Raw genomic sequence first — 17002 nt, 5'->3', positions numbered from 1 at the left:
TTTTAGATAATTTAAATTCATCTAAATTCAGGAAAAAATATTTTTCAATGACTGGTGAATAATTTAAAGAGCCAAGGGTGAATTGTAAGCCAGCAAATTTATTCTGTTATAAATCCATGGTTTTATCATTGATACTCAAGGAATTGTCTTCTTGATTCATCATCATCAAGGTACTCAAAAGAAAGAAGCCGAATTTTGGTAAGTTTATAAAACCACTCACAATCGTTTCGTTGAATAATTTCGCCTGGTTTGAAACATATCCCGGATGCCACCCGAATAATCGCATATTTACCATTACTAAACCTGACCCGGTGAATACAGAAAGGTTGGCCAGGCTGTCCGTGACAGCTGTTCGACATGATATGCCCTTCAATAAAAACAGATTTTTTAGATTTCATTATCATACCCTCGACAACAGCAGTACAGGAGGAATGTTGTCATTTTCCGACATCACTGACGTTAAGTGATCAGCCGCCGATACACCAGCATTCTGAAGGTCTGAACAACAGTCCGCAGGCAGGGCACTCAAGAACCGCATCTTTTCTTAGTTTACCTGCTTTCTGATCGGCTCTGTGTGCACATACCGGGCAGGCAACATGAACCGGTCTTTCTTTAAAATACCTGAGCCCATTTGTATAAGACATAAATAATTCTCTGAGGAATACAGTAATTATTATACGCTTTAATATAAAAATAACTGGCATAAGTTATGTTAAGTTGTGTCTGAATCAGGATATCAGATATTGAAAATTGAACGTCTTATTTATGATACACTACCCTTCCGTGAGAAATTTAAGATGAAATCAGAAGACACCCTTGACTGGTATCCGGCACAACTACCGCCTGTGAAAATTATTCTTGGCGAAGCCGTGCTGGCTGTGGGTAAACAGGGCCGACCGATTAATACCCGCACCTTGCTGGAATACCTTCAGGTCATGCAGGACAAACAAAAAAGGCGGGATGACAAAATCGCCATGCAGACTGCGATTGATGTTCTCAGGGATAATCAGCGCATTAACGGCAGACGTTAATGCACCTCCGGGATCAGTGTCAGTTCTGAATGATCTCAACCTTATGGTTTTGTCCATCATCCTTCAGCGGTATTCTGTCATCAGGGAGGAGAACACCATCCAGCGTCACGCAATATTCTGCATCGCCGCGTGAAACACTAATCTGATAATGGCTTTCACCATATTGATATGCCATAGAAAAAGACGACCACTCATCCGGTAACCTGGCATGAACACTAAAGTCAGTGCCGGAACGTTTTATCCCCAGTAATTCCTCGGTAAGTAAACGCCAGGCCCAGCCTGCGGAACCGGTATACCAGCTCCACCCTGCACGTCCGGTATGGGGAGCGACGCTGTAGACATCAGCACTCATGACATAAGGCTCAGCTTTATAAATCCCGACAGAGTCCGCATTCAGGGTATGATTTATAGGGTTGAGCATTGACCAGAGTTGCCAGGCTCGTCCGGCATTCCCCATTCGGGCAAAGGCCATCACTGCCCAGATGGCGCCATGCGTATACTGCCCTCCGTTTTCCCGCACGCCGGGCAGGTACCCCTGTATGTAGCCCGGATTTGGACCGTGTCCGTCGAAAGGAGGCGTTAACAGTTTGATCAGCCCTCCTTCGTTATCCACAAGGTGCTTATCCAGCGCCTGCATGGCCTTTGCGCACCGTCCCGGGCTCGCGGCGCCGGACAATACAGACCAGCTCTGCGCAATCGCATCAATCCGGCAGTCCTGTGAGGTTTTCGATCCCAGGGGAGTACCATCGTCAAAATACCCGCGCCGGTACCATTCCCCATCCCAGGCGTGGGCTTCGAGATTACTTTGCAGGCGCAGAGCCTGTGAACGGCACATCGCGGCGACGCTTTCATCCAGCCTGCGCTCCGCCAGCGCTGCAAACCGCTGCAAAATGTCGTACAGGAAGAAGCCCAGCCAGACGCTTTCACCTTTGCCTTCGATACCCACCCGGTTCATCCCGTCATTCCAGTCACCAGCCCCCATCAGCGGCAGGCCATGCTCCCCGAAGCGAAGTCCATAGTGAATAGCTTTGACGCAGTGTAACCAGAGTGTCTCTTCGGTGCCGCTGATGACCGGCGTGTCATAGACAGACTCTTCACCAGGCTGAAGCGAGCGTCCCTCCAGATAAGGAATGCGTATTTCCAGTGCATCCATATCCCCCGTCGTTTCAACATAGTGGCAAACAGCAAGCGGCAGCCAAAGATAGTCATCGGAACAGCGGGTACGCACACCGTTGCCGTGTGGCGGGTGCCACCAGTGCTGCACATCCCCCTCGATAAACTGCCGTGATGCACAGAGTATTATCTGTTCACGCATCCGGTCCGGAGCAGCGTGGCTCAGAGCCAGCGTATCCTGCAGCTGATCGCGAAAACCAAATGCACCGCCAGACTGATAGTAGCCACTCCGGGCCATAAGACGGCAGGCGACCGTCTGATACAACAGCCAGCCATTAACCAGTAAATTTACGGACGTGTCGGGGGTGTTAACTACGATTTTATCGAGAACATTGTGCCAGTGATTATGAATCCGGTTCAGCTCCTGGCGGACCGTATCCTCGTTCATGTAGCGGGCCAGCGTCTCCTGAGCACAAACATCATTCTCCTCTGCGCCGAGGATAAAAATAAACGTCCTCTGGTCCCCGTCAATTAATGTAACCGCCGATTGCACCGCTCCGCAGGGATCCAGACCGGCCCCCGTCTTACCAGAAAGCTTTTGCAGTTTCATAGCCGAAGGGGCGTGAAGGGAACCATTACGGCCAATAAACTCCCGGCGGTCCCCTGTCAGAGAACAGTCATTACCGCTGACGGCAAAAAATGTAGTTCGGCCGCCACCATTATCACCATAAAAGTTATTCGCAAGTATCCCGCAGCCGCCGGGCGTTCTGGCCACATGTGTCACAATGTGAGGGGCTGAGCGCGTTCGTGTTTCTCCGAGCGTCCACTCTACATAGCCTGTGACGGAAAGTTGACGTGTCCGTCCCGAAGAGTTACTGAGCGTCAGGAGCACCAGTTTAACCGGATCTTCTTCAGCAACCAGGACCGTCAACTCGCTGTCTATACCACTCTCACGATGGGCAAAAACGCTGTAGCCAAAACCATGGCGGGTCAGGTAATCACCGTGTCCGCGAACAGGTAAAGCCGTCGGCGACCAGCACTCCCCGCTCTCTTCATCGCGCAGGTAAAATGCCTCGCCGCTGCGATCGCTCACCGGATCGTTCTCCCACGGCGTCAACCGGTATTCATGGGCATTCTCATACCAGGTATAGGCCTGCCCTGCCTCTGAGATCACACTGCCAAAACGAGAATTTGCCAGTATGTTCGACCAGGGAGCCGGTGTAAGCGCATTTTCCCGAAGGACGATCTGATACTCCCGCCCATCCTGAGAAAATCCACCGTACCCATTGAAATGGCATAACTGACTGGTATCAGGGCTCCAGTCCGTATGTTGATTACGCTCGCGCACAGCACGCGGAATGAATGCCCTTGCCGGCGATTTCAGGGTATGAATACGCTGGTTAAGCTGCTCATTAATCCCCCCTGCGCGGTCATCAAGATAAAGACAGGCCACGCTCATCAAAAGCAACTTATCCTCAGCGGAGAGATGCTCACCGTTGCGGACAAAAAGCCCGCCCTTTTTATCCAGCAGACTGGCTTCAGACCCGGCATAAATTAACTCCATAATCTGATTTTGTAATCCCTGCTGGTAGCCGCCGGGGCTGTTATTCAGGATAACTAAATCAACATCCAGCCCTTTCTGTCTCCAGTAACGGTGTGCCTGAATCAGTGTGGTCACTGAGGTGATACTTTCCTCGCTGGTTATACTCAGCAGCACTATCGGCAGATCCCCTGAAATTGCCCAGCCCCACAGTCCGGACTGGCCACGCCGGTTGCGGCCGATCGCCTGGCCTTCGGCGCGCAGCTCCTGGACAGGGTAAAGCACAGCGCTGGCGAGACTATTGAACAACGTGGCATCATCTTCACTGGCGTTCATCTGGCGCAATACCACCAGACTGTGAGACCAGGCCAGTTCAAAGACGCGATCGGCGATAGGGTAATCGCGATATTTCTCCAGCAACGCCAGGCTCTGCTGACGGGTCTCGCTGATGCCATAAATGATATCAATCGTAACCGGCTGCCCCGGCTGCAGAATAATGGCGTTGCGAATTGCCAGTATCGGATCCAGCACCGAGCCCGACGTGTTGCCTAGCATCCCTCCCGTCTCTATTGCCTGTGCATTCGCAGGGTTTCTGCCACGTCCAATAAACCTTGCCCTGTCCGTTTCAAACGACACGTTATGTCGGTTATCGCCGTGCACCACCATCATGTGAAACAGGCAAGGGCCCGGTTCATCCGGTGAGCGCGGGCGCCGGTGGCAAAGAATAGCGTCACGCTCAGGAGCCAGCTCAGTCTGAATAAACAAATTGCTGAATGCCGGGTGTGCCAGATCGCTGGCATCAGGTGCCAGTACCACTTCAGCATAGGTTGTCAGCTCCAGAGAGCGAGGCTTGCGACCACGATGAATCAGTGTGAGCCGTCGCAATTCAACATCATCCTCCGGAGAGATCACCACCTGAGTTTTGACGCTGAGTCCCCCTAAGCTGCGTCTGAATTCTGCCCCCGCATCGGTGAACAACACTTCCTCGTCTTGTCCGCTGGTGTAGCCTGTTGGTTGCCAGGTATTGCTCCACACATCTCCCGTCTGGGTATCGCGGATGTAGCAGAATGCTCCCCAGTTATCACGGGTGGTATCACTGCGCCAGCGCGTTAGTGCAATATCATTCCAGCGACTGTAACCGCCGCCGCCCGCGGTCAACATCAGATGATAATGGCCGTTGGACAGGAGTTGAATATCCGGGGCGGGGGTATCCACGCTATAGAAAATACGGGGTTCATAGCGAACGGGTTTGACCATGCCCTCATGAGATTCAAAATGACGGCGCGGACTGTACAGATCGACCGCATCCGGCACGCGCTCCTGTAACAGCAGACTCGCTGACCGGAATACCGTACTGGACATAAAGCGTTCAGTCATGGGGGCATCAAGCAGCACATGAGCCAGCGCCTGAAATGCCATACCCTGGTGATGCGCCATCCAGGACTGTACCACCGCATAGAGCTGACCGGTTGCAAGACGTGAGGGGGTATAGTCCAGCGCTTCATAAAAACCGTATTCTCCGCATGCACCATTTTTTTGCAGCCTGAACAGGTTCTCACAAGCTTTCTGCGGGGAAACCATCAGCGCCAGCAGCGTGGCGTAAGGAGCGACAACCATGTCATCGGCAAGTCCCCTGCGTAGACCGAGCCCCGGTACGCCAAATGCCTGATACTGATAATTATGCTGAACATCAAAAGCATGATAGCCAGACTCTGAAACACCCCATGGTACCCCGCGTTCTTTCCCCCAGTGAATCTGGCGCATAACCGCCGACTGACTCATTTCATCGAGCAGGCTGCCGGGCCAGGTGGGCATCACCAGATTCGGCATCAGATATTCAAACATGGATCCGCTCCATGACATCAGGGCAGTTTCATTATCAATCGTGGTAAACAATCGACCCAGCGCGTACCAGCTTTTAAGAGGCAGCTGATTAGTCGCAATGGCAAGAAAACTGGTCAGGCGGATTTCAGACGGCAGGAGATCGTAGTGGCTCTTGTCAGGCATATTGGTGTCACAGTTATAACCGACGCTGAGCAGACTGGTTGCTTCACTGTACAGAAAGGCGAAATCCATCCGGGCATGCTCATCCAGCCGCTGTTCCAGCTCGGTGATAATATTGAGTCGCATTCGGGCCTGCTCCGCCACTGACGCCGGAGGCGTTCCTGTACCGGTTAATGTCGGACGGGCAAGCTCGCTCAGCGTCGGCAGCGTCTGTTCATTCCAGGATGCAGGCAACCAGCCAAGCAACAGAGACCACTCATGGCAAAGCTGAACCAGTTGATGCTCCAGATGTCCAGCCCAGCGCATCTGAAGAGGAGATCCCTGATGACATGCGCTGGTCAGATGGTTGCACTGGGTGCGCATGCTTTTCAGTTCGCTGAAAAGCGCCTGCGGAGAGAGCGACACCGCGTTCAGGCAATGCTTGCGCAGCAGTCTCAGGCTGTCAGGTGGGTTCTTACCCCACTGTTTTTCCAGAATATCCAGCGTATCGTTCAGTCCTGCCAGTATCTGTTGGTTGCTTAAAACAGGCTGATGACGCATGGCGGACAGGCCTGCACGCAGGGTCAATAAATGCCCGGCCATATTGCCGCTGTCGACGCTGGAGATATAGCGTGGACTGAGGGGGACCAGCGTACGGGTGTCATACCAGTTGTAGAGATGGCCCCGGTAGTGCTCCATTTTATCCATCGTGTCGAGCGTGAGCGACACGCGCCGGAGCACCTCTCCGCCAGGCAGGTAGCCAAAGTCCCATGCCGTCAGGTTAGCCATAAGTGAAAGACCAATATTGGTAGGAGAAGTTCGGTGTGCCACCGTCGGTTGTGGTATTTCCTGATAATTATCAGGCGGAAGCCAGTTCTCTTTTGCTGTGGCAAATGTTTCAAAAAAAGCCCAGATTTCACGGCTTGTCTGGCGTAACAGCTGTTTTTGTTCCTGATTAGGCGAAAAAACCTTTCGCACGGGCTGGCGACTCAGCCAGCTCATCAGCAGCGGTGCCACACACCATACCAAACCGATCGGTAACGCAATCCCCAGCAGCTGTGGGGCAAATTGTCCGGTCAGTATTGTCAGCGCCACGCCACCGGCAGCGTTCAGCCACATCGCCTGATAAAAACGTGCAACAGTGGGTCTGGCCTGACTGCTGTCCTGGCTGTGGCTGACCCACTGGCTGAGGTGACGCCTGCTTATCCCCAGTCGCCATAGCGTCACGGCGATCGCTTTCAGCGAATATCCGGCTTCGTGCGGCAGTATCGCAAAATTAAGGCTGATACCTGACAGACGCTTTAGCGCGCCCGCCCCCACCAGTAACAGATGCGACTTCACGCGGCGACGCAGAGGTTTATGCAGAAGGTCGTGGCTAATGCAGAGGATGGCTGGCAACAACCATATCAGCAACAGTATGCCCAGCCAGTAAACCGGATTGGGTACCCAAAGCAGAGTGAAGAACAGCAATATCAGTAAGGAGGGGGCGACCAGACTGCGACGTAGATTATCGAGTAATTTCCAGTAAGAAAGCGCGGTCAGCGGATTCCTGACCCGGGTTCCATCGGCTTTTCTGACGCGTGGTTTTAGCCAGTTAAGCAGTTGCCAGTCACCCCGGATCCAGCGTGAACGTCGTGCAACATCCGACAGATAATTATTAGGGTACTGTTCGTACAGTAACACCTCGCTCAGCAGACCCGAACGTGCATAGCATCCTTCAAGCAGATCGTGGCTGAGTACCAGATTTTCCGGGCAGATGTTCGTAGTGGCCTGCATAAAAATATCAACATCGTAAATCCCTTTGCCCACAAACGAGCCTTCCCCAAAGAGATCCTGATAAATATCCGAAGACATCATCGAATAAGGGTTATTGCCCGGTACGCTGCTGCGCAGGGCTGCGTAACGCCCCTGACCGTTGCGTGGTATCTCCTCCGCAAGACCGGGCTGTAAAATACCGAATCCTTTGACAACCCTCTGGCGTACCGGATCATACTCAGGCGTATTCAGCGGATGCGCCATCGTCGCGACGAGTTTGTGTGCCGTATCGCGCGGGAGCACCGTATCGCTGTCCAGGGTAATGACGTATTTTATGTGACCCGGTAAAAGGTGGGCAGGCATCTCTGCAACGCTGACGAATTGCGTTCCGGGATGGCGCAACCAGCTGTTCAGTAACGCCAGTTTTCCCCGCTTGCGTTCATAGCCCATCCACGCGCCTTCCGAGGGGTTCCATTCAGGCTGGCGATGTAACAGATAAAAACGTGGTCGGCCGGAGGGGTAGCGGCGATTAAGCGCCTGCGTATCGGCGATAGCCTGTCTGAGCAGTGCGTGACTTTCCGGCGAGGGTTCATTTTCAGAATCAGCAAAATCAGTGAGCAGCGCGAACCTGAGATTTTCGTTTTCATTCCCCAACCAGCAGACTTCAAGACTGGTGAGGAGCTGGCTGAAACTTTCGTGGCTGGTCAACATGCAGGGAATGACTAACATGGTGGCACTGTCAGCGGGAATACCGGCTGAAAAATCCATCCCCGGCAAGGGTCGAGGAACGCGAAAACGGGTGGTTGCATCACTGAGCAAATCGCTCATTAACTGAGTTAATGCGATAATCAGAGGTAATATCACCGCGATCAATAGCCAGTCTGCGCCCTGCATGGCGGTTTCGTGCAATATTGCTGCGGTCGCTGCGGTTGTCAGCAACGCCAGGCTTCCAAGCCATGACAGCAGGGTTATTCTGTTGAAACTGTGCCGCAAGCGTATGAGCCTTGAGGCGTCTGCCAGGAGATGAATATCCAGCGCCTGTCGACCTTCGCCCGCAAGATAATAACCAACATGATGTTCCGGTGTATCAGGCGCTTTTTCCTCTGAAAACGCCAGCGCCTTCTCAGCAACCTCAGGCTCGCTGAGACCGCTGTCTCTGGCCAGAACCTCAACTACGTGCCGGTAATGATCCCGGGTATTGAAATGCATCCGGGGATAGATGCCGGCAGGATCATTGCGTAATGCCTGTTCGACAACGCTTATCGTTTCGGCGAAATCAGCCCAGTCCGTTTCACTCAATAAACGCAGGCCCGCGATGCTGTTACTGACGGACAGCTGGCTGGCGGCAAGCTGCTGATTGAAACTATGTATGAGAACGTCAGTGGTGATCCCCTGTTCCCGAAGGCACTGATCAACCCAGGTCAGAGGTAACGACAGCGCGTTGCCATGCCCCTGCAGGCGCCGCACCAGCTCTGCGACAAACGCACTGGTTAACGGAGGTCGGAAGCGCGCCATATCGGCAACCACCATGATTAAATCACCAGGCGCACTCTCTGCACATTCGACAATCCTTGTTATCCACGTATCAGCAAGGTTTCTGTCCTGCTGCGCTTTTATCACTTCCATACTGATACGACGAAGATTTTCAATCAGCGCAAGGCGCAGCATTCCCGGTAACGCCCAGACTTCACCCAGCGTCAGCGGCGTCACCTGTTGATAGGCAGTGAGATAGCTGGTCAGGCTGGCGGCATCCCAGCGGCCATCGCCGTGAGCAATGGCCTCTGATGCAATATGATAAATTCGTGGGCAATTCAACGGCGATACCAGCGACGGAAGACCTTTGCCAAAGCTTTTCGGCAGATGCTGGCGGACAGTGCGGATTTGTTCCTCAATCAGATAATAATTGTCCAGCAGCCATTCACCGGCGGGCATGATACTGGTCTTTTTACCCGCGTTAAGCTCATAGCAGTTTTGGGTAATGACGGCCTCATTGTCGCCAAGCCGTTTCAGAAGATAATAAGGATGCCTATCCGGTGATACTTTATGAGTCCGCGCCAGCTTCTGGCCGTAGCGTTCCATCTGGACGGTCGAAAAGAGTTCTGACCGCGGCGAGCTTTCACCGGCAGGATCGTTCGCCGAAAACGTTATGTTTTCGGCAGCATTCATCAGAATACGGGAGCGGTTAAACCACGCTCTGGGGATCATTTTCATAGCATTGCTCTGATGCGACGTTAGCGCGCAGGAGCAGTTGCGAAATCAGTTCAGAAACGTTCTCTCAGGATGGGCGTCAGGCATCAGGGATTTAACAGCTGCCGGAATCTAACATAAGTATAGGACATGAGCTCTGTTCTGCGATTTTGGTCGAGCTAGCGTCGGGAGATAAACAGAGCCTTACATCCGGGGCAAAGCATGGTTTGGTTGAGCCGGATTTTTGACAACGGTTGTACTGATTTTAAGCCACAAACAGGACAGGCAGCAGTGGCAGTAGACGCACTGCTGAAGAATTTCATTGCGTAATTGATAACAGACATAACCATTAACCTTTCAATGAATGAGCTTCACCGTACCACATGTGGTTAAGTTTTAATCTATCTATTTTGACATACTGAAAATCAGGAAAGATAAATGTTCGCAGCCACAGGCCCCCTGAGACCGTTTATCCGGCAAGACTCTATGCGGCTTCCAGGGATGAGTAATTCTGATTAGCGAGAGTTAACGGCTGAAATGTGAAGCAGAACGTCTTTTCGTCCATCAGATGGGATGATGAGGCCTTTACCACTAAGAATATCAAAGCTTTTGACAATTCCTGTCATTTTATGGGACAAGTCAATTCCTTATTGAAAACACTTAAAGACTATACATTGAAAATGGCATTCAGCCACTTTTATTTTCCCTACAGGACCTCTGGACGGCTAAAAGATAATTTGCTTATATCGATTCCCTGTGTCTTAATGAATCCCATCAGTTCGATGTACTAATGAAAGTTAGAAATTTTCCGGGCAGTTCTCATTACCAGGCGCTATCGTTGATATCCCCTCTTTTGAGTCCATACGTTTAATCTTATACGTTTACTATCAATACAATCATGTATAACGGAGTCAGTATGACCTCGAGAATTATGGGCTTGGTTAAATGGTTTAACGAAGACAAAGGTTTTGGCTTCATCTCTCCTCTTGATGGCAGCAAAGATATCTTTGTCCATTTGTCTGCACTTAATGGCGACAACTTTAAAACTTTATTTGAAGGTCAGAAAGTTGAATTCGCCATTCACCGCGGAGACAAGGGTCCTGTTGCTGCAAATGTAACACTTTGCGATAAATAAATCATTGTGGGTCTGCGATAACGATGAAGGATTATTCCTGAGTAGACAGATCCATAACTTAAATCAGATGAAAGTCGTTTATTCTTAATATCTGATCAGCATATTTTTCAAAATTATGAGTATGCTAAGCGATGTGATGAAGTGCAATACTACTGCATAAAAAGTCTAAAAGCACAAGCTAACCACATGTTAAATAAGAAGTGCGTAATGGCTTTGACCTTAATGGCATCTGCCAGTTAATATCCACGAGAGAACAGGGTAATAGAATATGATTAAAGTCCTTGTTTTCTTTAATGCTGAATCCTGTAAAGTCATGACCGTTCTGGAAGGTATATCCTCTATCAGGCAGGAATATCCAAACGGTGAAGAAACACATCTTCGGATTATGTCTGCAGGTTTTCCTTCCTTAACTGGCGATCATGGTATTGTTTACGTGGCTACTGACAGGGAGTTAACGTCACAGGAGATACTTGATGCGGCCAGGAAATATTTATAGAATTTTTGTCATGCTCTCTGCTCCACGTTTAATTGCATGCTTACCCTATTTATCAGAATCGAACAAAAAATGAGTTAAAAGCATTTATGGCCTGCTAACAGCAGGCTTTTTTTTACATTACACTTTTTTAGAAACGTCTCTATAAAGAGAGAGTAATTCGCTACCCTCTGACAAAATGCAGGTGTCTCCCCCCTGCGTGCCATCTTGCCATTTGTGAAAACCTTGCTAAGTGGCGGCGCTGTCTCTCCTCATTTTAAATCTCATCAGGTGTGACTGAAGCAATAAGTTATGAGGTATAAAAAGGCTCTCCGGATGACTCCTGGCATCATAGTTTTAAGTACCTTCAAAAATGCATGGACATTTCGTAGGAGTTGTAATTTAGTTCTTGCACATTCTTCTTAATTTTGTCTTGCGATAAGAGATTTATATAAGTAGTCTAAACCTCGTTAATAACAATATGTACCAATCGGATTAAAATGCTCAGTAAGAAAAATCGGGTTGATGAGCAACCGTCGACATTGGTATTTGCTGAACAACGAAAAAACTTTAAAAGGTCTCTTTATGTCAGATGCTCTTACACAGTTAAACAATATCCGTACCTTACGTTCTCAGACTCGTGAAATGTCATTAGATGTACTGGAAGATGTTCTGGAAAAGTTTAAAATTATTCTTATAGAACGACGAGAAGAAGAGACATTACGTCTTGCAAATGAAAGTCAGCGCCGCGATAAACTGGAAACACTTCGTCAGATGATGCTTGATGAGGGTATCGACCCCTCCGAACTTTTAGCTGCTATTGGCTCTCCGGGTAAGGCTAAAAGGACGCGCTCCCCCCGCCCCGCGAAGTATCGATATACTGACGAAACTGGAGAGTCAAAAACATGGTCAGGTCAGGGGCGAATGCCGAAGCGGATCTCAAATCTGATTGCTGAAGGTGGAGAATTAAAAGATTTCGAAATCAGCTAAAAAAGAGCCGGGCATACCCGGCTCTTTTTACGGATAGCCCACAACCATCCTTAGAGGATCGTCGAGAAGCATCTGGTTCGTAACCGGCTTCAACAAGGTGTTTCATGAAGAGATTATGTTGCGCTATAAACTGGGTAAAGAAGGTATTAATGGTGACATTACGCAGTTGTAATGCAGCCAACACCACAGTTTTTCCTCTCATAGCATAATGCGGACGGGGTTAGTAGGCTGGAGGTCTTTAGTGAACGGCAAGCGGACGCCCTCGTAGATTAAACAGGCGTCCGATATCTTGAAGTGGACAGATTACCTAACCCGCTTTCCCGTTTCGTCAATGACCTTCTCGCCATCCTCTTTGGTAAACGCTCCTTTCTGACCTTCCGGAAGAATATCCAGCACTATTTCCGAAGAGCGGCAAAGACGAGTACCGAGCGGCGTAACGACTACCGGCCGATTAATCAGGATTGGATCTTGAAGCATGAAATCAATCAACTGCTCATCACTAAATTTCTCTTCATCAAGACCCAGGCGTTCATAAGGTTCAGCGTTTTTACGCAGCAAGGCGCGCACTGTAATCCCCATATCTGAAATAAGTTTAATAAGCTCATCACGGGTCGGGGGAGTATCGAGATAATAAATTATTGTCGGTTCGTTGCCGCTGTTGCGGATCATCTCCAGCGTGTTACGTGAGGTGCCACAGGCCGGGTTGTGATAGATGGTAATATTGCTCATATTAATATCTCGCTACAAGGTGACAGAGAGCCGCCACGCCAGCACAGCCAGAGTGACGAAAAGCACGGGCAGGGTCATGATTATGCCGGTGCGGAAGTAATATCCCCAGGTGATGGTCATGTTTTTCTGTGCGAGCACATGTAGCCACAGCAGGGTTGCCAGACTGCCAATCGGAGTGATTTTCGGGCCTAAATCGCAGCCAATCACGTTGGCATAAATCATTGCCTCTTTGACGACGCCTGTCGCCGTACTTCCGTCAATCGACAGCGCACCAATCAGCACCGTCGGCATGTTATTCATTACCGACGACAGGAACGCGGTCAGGAAGCCGGTGCCGAACGTTGCTGCCCATAACCCCTTTTCTGCCAGCAGGTTTAGCACGTCAGACAGAGACTCCGTGAGCCCTGCATTGCGCAGGCCATAGACCACCAGGTACATGCCCAGTGAAAAAATAACTATCTGCCATGGTGCATCGCGCAGGACTTTTCCTGTGTTGATGGCGTGACCTCTTTTCGCCACTATGAACAGTACTGCTGCGCCAGTAGCGGCTATCGCACTTATCGGGATCCCAAGAGGTTCCAGAACAAAGAAACCGACAAGCAGCAAAAACAGGACAATCCAGCCCGCCCTGAACGTTGCCGGATCCTTTATCACACTGGCAGGCGTCTTCAGCAGCGAAACGTCATACGTCACCGGAATATCCCTGCGGAAGAAGAGATGCAGCATGACCAGCGTGGCCGTAATCGCGGCCACATCTACGGGGATCATCACGGAGGCATACTGCGTAAAGCCCAGACCGAAAAAGTCCGCCGAGACGATATTCACCAGGTTAGAAACAATGAGCGGCAGGCTGGCCGTATCTGCAATGAATCCTGCGGCCATGACAAAGGCCAGTGTCGTGCCCTGACTGAATCCCAGTGCGAGCAGCATCGCAATTACGATCGGCGTCAGGATCAGTGCGGCTCCGTCATTGGCAAACAGTGTAGCAACAGCAGCCCCAAGCAAGACTATCCAGCTAAACAAAAGGCGGCCACGTCCGTTACCCCAGCGGGAGACGTGCAGTGCGGCCCATTCAAAGAAGCCGGACTCATCGAGCAGCAGGCTGATGATGATGACCGCAATAAATGCCGCTGTCGCGTTCCAGACGATATTCCAGACAACGGGAATATCAGCGATATGGATGACTCCAGTTACCAGCGCCAGCACAGCCCCGATACTCGCACTCCAGCCAATACTCAGGCCTCCGGGTTGCCAGATCACCAGTATCAACGTCAGTAAAAATATACTCCCCGCCAAAAGCATCTCAGACTCCGTTATATATGATTATGTGAATTTGTTTTCTTTTCTCAGCAGGAGGTGCAGGCTGATTTATCCAGCCATTTACACAAATCCTTCCGCATACACTGCCAGGACGTCGTGATTGTCTCAGCTGCCCATGCCGGTATGTGGGGTGACAGACGATAGTGGATCCATTTGCCTTCACGACGGTCCAGAACCAGCCCGGCCTCACGAAGGATAGCCATATGTCGCGAGACTTTGGGTTGTGATTCGGAAATGGCTGCGCAGATATCACAAACGCACAGTTCTCCTGACTCCCGGAGAATCATGACGATGGCGAGCCGAGTTTCATCCGACAGGATTTTGAAAAGCTGAACAGGTTGTAGCATTTTTCACTCCGTTCCCTTTAGAATATATATACGATAAATCATATGTGTTAAATTTGAAATCATCTACTCTCTCCGGAGGAGAAAAATGGAACAATTTCCTGCCCTTAATATTGAATTCTTTGATCAACACATCGCTGAACGCCTGAACCTGCAAGCGCCACCACGGATTCTTATCCTGTATGGCTCAGTAAGAGAGCGCTCCTACAGCCGCTTTGCCGCGGAGGAAGCCGGTCGTCTTCTGACTGCAATGGGCGCGGAGGTGGAATTCTTTAACCCCTCTGGTTTACCCCTGCCTGATGATGCGCCAGACACGCACCCTAAGGTCACCGAACTACGCGGCCTGGTCAGATGGTGTGACGGGATGGTGTGGAGTTGCCCTGAGCGGCATGGGACGATGAGCGCGGTGATGAAGGCGCAAATAGACTGGATACCCTTAAGTGAAGGAGCGGTTCGTCCTTCGCAGGGCAAGACACTTGCAGTGATGCAGGTCTGCGGTGGTTCGCAGTCCTTTAATGCGGTGAACCAAATGCGCATTCTGGGCCGATGGATGCGGATGTTCACTATCCCCAACCAGTCCTCCATTGCTAAGGCATGGCAAGAGTTCGACGAAAACGGCCGAATGAAACCTTCGTCATGGTATGACCGTATCGTCGATGTAGCCGAGGAGCTGTTTAAAATCACGGTGCTGCTTAAGGGACAAACTGGTTATCTTGCAGATCGTTACAGCGAGAGAAAAGAGAGCTATCAGGAGCTTTCATCCCGTGTCAATCAGGACAAAATTTAACGTATATTTTTCGTGAATCCATACTGCATGAGATTAATAACATCCACTATGGCACAAAGGAGATATCCCATCCTGTGTCAGAATATGAAAAACTACCTTGAGGTGAACTAGTAACTCTGGTTATGACGTGGCGCTTGCGCGTCATGATGCAAAACTAATTTTGATGTTTAATGAAATCCTGGTTGCACCCAAGCTAAGCGCTTCATGCTAAATTTTAGGCGAAGGAATAACAGAAGTCCTGTCCATTGCGTGTTATAACCGAGGTTGAAAACCGGCAAACTGGCGGTTGAGAGGCATCGCATGAAATTACAAATCACAAGAGCAATTGGCCTCAGTAAGCTCTCTCCACGTTGGGTTAAGGTTATCTGCTTACGGTTAATTAAAAATGATATTGAACGCTCTCTCAACGCTCTTCTGGTCAAAATTGATGAATCTGAACTCTCTACGGAGCAACTTAAAGCGTTTAAGGAATGCGTTGAAAGAATTAACCTGGCACGGGGTAAGGGGATGCAGGCGTGAGCATTTTTAATTAGCATTTTTCGATGCTGCATTGGTGATGATGGCTTTTATCCAAAAAATTTCGCAGGCGAATAGTAGTCTAAGCGTTTGATAAAAGGTAAGCCCAAACCGTATATGCGCGGCGCGTTTGCTGCGCAAGAAATGGTTACCAGGTCAAATCTGTTTTTCAGTGTGACGACTCAACTAGATATCACCACCCACAGTCCCTATCTCGTCTTCTTTCTCATCAAAAGGAGAAAAAACTTTTAGGCACCCAAATAGGCCCCTAAGAAAAGTTGAACTAGCAGTTATTCAAATTAATTCAATGAATTACACAACCAATTCAGACTCCGCCAGCACCAAAATTCTCCATCGGTGATTACCAGAGTCATCCGATGAAGTCCTAAGAGCCCGCACGGCACAAGCCCTGCGGGCTTTTTTGTGCCCTCAATTTGTCCCGCGAAGTCCGAAGAGAACTAATTAAATCCGAACCTTTTAGGCACCTTGTTAGGCACCTCATAAAGCTATATTGTTTTCGTTGGCCCTGAACGCATGGAGACGACTCATGGCAAGACGAACCAAGCCGTTAACGGATACGGAAATCAAAGCCGCCAAACCTAAAGATACCGATTACCAGCTATACGATGGTGATGGGTTGAAGCTGCTTATCAAACCTAGTGGAAGCAAACTCTGGCAGTTCCGTTATCATCGCCCCTTAACAAAGCAGAGAACCAAGCAAAGCTTCGGCGCCTATCCTGCTGTCTCACTTTCCGATGCGCGTAAACTCAGAGCTGAATCTCGTGCATTACTGGTAAAAGAGATCGATCCTCAGAAACACCAGAAAGAACTGGCAAGGAATACCTGGAAGCAAAGACCAACACGTTCAAACTTGTCGCTGAACGTTGGTGGAACGTCAAGAAAACCAGCGTTACAGAAGACTACGCCGAAGATATCTGGCGTTCACTGGAAAGAGATGTTTTTCCTGCAATTGGCAATATAGGCGTCACCGATATCAAAGCCCATGTATTGGTTCAGGCGGTACAACCGGTACAGGCCAGTTTTCTAATGAAATCGCTCCCAGCAATCCACCTTACATAGACATGCATGAAGCGGCAATC

13 protein-coding genes and 2 pseudogenes are annotated in these 17002 nt (G+C 50.0%); 7 read left to right on the top strand and 8 right to left on the bottom strand.

The annotated features are described in order from the left end of the window. Positions 1-125: 125 nt before the first annotated feature. Both K7H21_RS06565 and K7H21_RS29315 read right to left on the bottom strand, forming a co-directional pair. Complete coding sequence (locus K7H21_RS06565) at positions 126-398, bottom strand: hypothetical protein (protein WP_016247220.1); 273 nt, start codon at positions 396-398, stop codon at positions 126-128. 69 nt (positions 399-467) lie between these two features. Beyond that, complete coding sequence (locus tag K7H21_RS29315) at positions 468-644, bottom strand: YnfU family zinc-binding protein (protein ID WP_213076229.1); 177 nt, start codon at positions 642-644, stop codon at positions 468-470. A 153-nt stretch (positions 645-797) separates the two neighbouring features. Here K7H21_RS29315 and K7H21_RS06555 point away from each other — a divergent pair, with 153 nt between their 5' ends. After that, the gene (locus K7H21_RS06555; protein WP_004132711.1) at positions 798-1031 is read left to right on the top strand and encodes a hypothetical protein; all 234 of its coding nucleotides are present in this window, start codon (positions 798-800) and stop codon (positions 1029-1031) included. 19 nt (positions 1032-1050) lie between these two features. Here K7H21_RS06555 and K7H21_RS06550 read toward each other — a convergent pair whose 3' ends face one another. The 3 genes and pseudogenes from K7H21_RS06550 to cspF all read right to left on the bottom strand — a co-directional run bounded on the left by K7H21_RS06550 (position 1051) and on the right by cspF (position 10247). After that, positions 1051-9633, bottom strand: a complete 8583-nt coding sequence (locus tag K7H21_RS06550) for a GH36-type glycosyl hydrolase domain-containing protein (RefSeq protein WP_213751562.1) — start codon at positions 9631-9633, stop codon at positions 1051-1053. Positions 9634-9788: 155 nt separating this feature from the next. Next, complete coding sequence (locus K7H21_RS06545) at positions 9789-9932, bottom strand: YnfU family zinc-binding protein (RefSeq protein ID WP_228961026.1); 144 nt, start codon at positions 9930-9932, stop codon at positions 9789-9791. Positions 9933-10034: 102 nt separating this feature from the next. Beyond that, positions 10035-10247 (bottom strand): annotated as a pseudogene (gene cspF, locus K7H21_RS06540) (cold shock-like protein CspF). Between the two features lie 278 nt (positions 10248-10525). Here cspF and K7H21_RS06535 point away from each other — a divergent pair. From K7H21_RS06535 to K7H21_RS06525, 3 genes are all read left to right on the top strand, one after another. After that, entirely contained in the window at positions 10526-10744 is a 219-nt protein-coding gene (locus K7H21_RS06535; RefSeq protein ID WP_189095330.1) for a cold shock domain-containing protein, read from the top strand. Positions 10745-11012: 268 nt separating this feature from the next. Continuing rightward, a complete protein-coding gene (locus K7H21_RS06530) occupies positions 11013-11240 on the top strand; it encodes a hypothetical protein (RefSeq protein ID WP_010434226.1) in 228 nt (75 codons plus the stop codon). 561 nt (positions 11241-11801) lie between these two features. Continuing rightward, positions 11802-12206 (top strand): H-NS family histone-like protein, encoded by a 405-nt coding sequence (locus K7H21_RS06525; RefSeq protein ID WP_024274587.1) that lies wholly within the window; start codon positions 11802-11804, stop codon positions 12204-12206. Between the two features lie 303 nt (positions 12207-12509). On the opposite strand, the gene arsC is transcribed toward K7H21_RS06525, so the two are convergent. Genes arsC through K7H21_RS06510 form a run of 3 tightly spaced genes read right to left on the bottom strand, consistent with a single transcriptional unit; the run spans position 12510 to position 14602 of the window. Then, positions 12510-12935 carry a glutaredoxin-dependent arsenate reductase gene (arsC, locus tag K7H21_RS06520; protein ID WP_213751563.1) on the bottom strand — a complete coding sequence of 142 codons (426 nt, stop codon included), beginning with the start codon at positions 12933-12935 and terminating at the stop codon, positions 12510-12512. Positions 12936-12947: 12 nt separating this feature from the next. Beyond that, positions 12948-14237 carry an arsenic transporter gene (locus K7H21_RS06515; protein ID WP_024274589.1) on the bottom strand — a complete coding sequence of 430 codons (1290 nt, stop codon included), beginning with the start codon at positions 14235-14237 and terminating at the stop codon, positions 12948-12950. 44 nt (positions 14238-14281) lie between these two features. Further along, the gene (locus K7H21_RS06510; RefSeq protein WP_189095332.1) at positions 14282-14602 is read right to left on the bottom strand and encodes a metalloregulator ArsR/SmtB family transcription factor; all 321 of its coding nucleotides are present in this window, start codon (positions 14600-14602) and stop codon (positions 14282-14284) included. 85 nt (positions 14603-14687) lie between these two features. Between K7H21_RS06510 and arsH the strand changes: the two genes are divergently transcribed. The 3 genes and pseudogenes from arsH to K7H21_RS06495 all read left to right on the top strand — a co-directional run. Continuing rightward, positions 14688-15386: an arsenical resistance protein ArsH gene (gene arsH, locus K7H21_RS06505; protein WP_189095340.1), complete on the top strand. Its 699-nt coding sequence runs from the start codon at positions 14688-14690 to the stop codon at positions 15384-15386. A 300-nt stretch (positions 15387-15686) separates the two neighbouring features. After that, positions 15687-15905: a hypothetical protein gene (locus K7H21_RS06500; RefSeq protein ID WP_010434242.1), complete on the top strand. Its 219-nt coding sequence runs from the start codon at positions 15687-15689 to the stop codon at positions 15903-15905. A gap of 544 nt (positions 15906-16449) precedes the next feature. Next, positions 16450-16940: pseudogene (locus K7H21_RS06495) on the top strand (integrase arm-type DNA-binding domain-containing protein); the annotation flags it as partial. Between the last annotated feature and the right edge of the window lie 62 nt (positions 16941-17002).

The organism is Klebsiella sp. CTHL.F3a (genome assembly GCF_019890895.1).
GTDB lineage: Bacteria > Pseudomonadota > Gammaproteobacteria > Enterobacterales > Enterobacteriaceae > Klebsiella > Klebsiella grimontii.
This window is presented reverse-complemented; position numbering and strand designations above follow the sequence as displayed.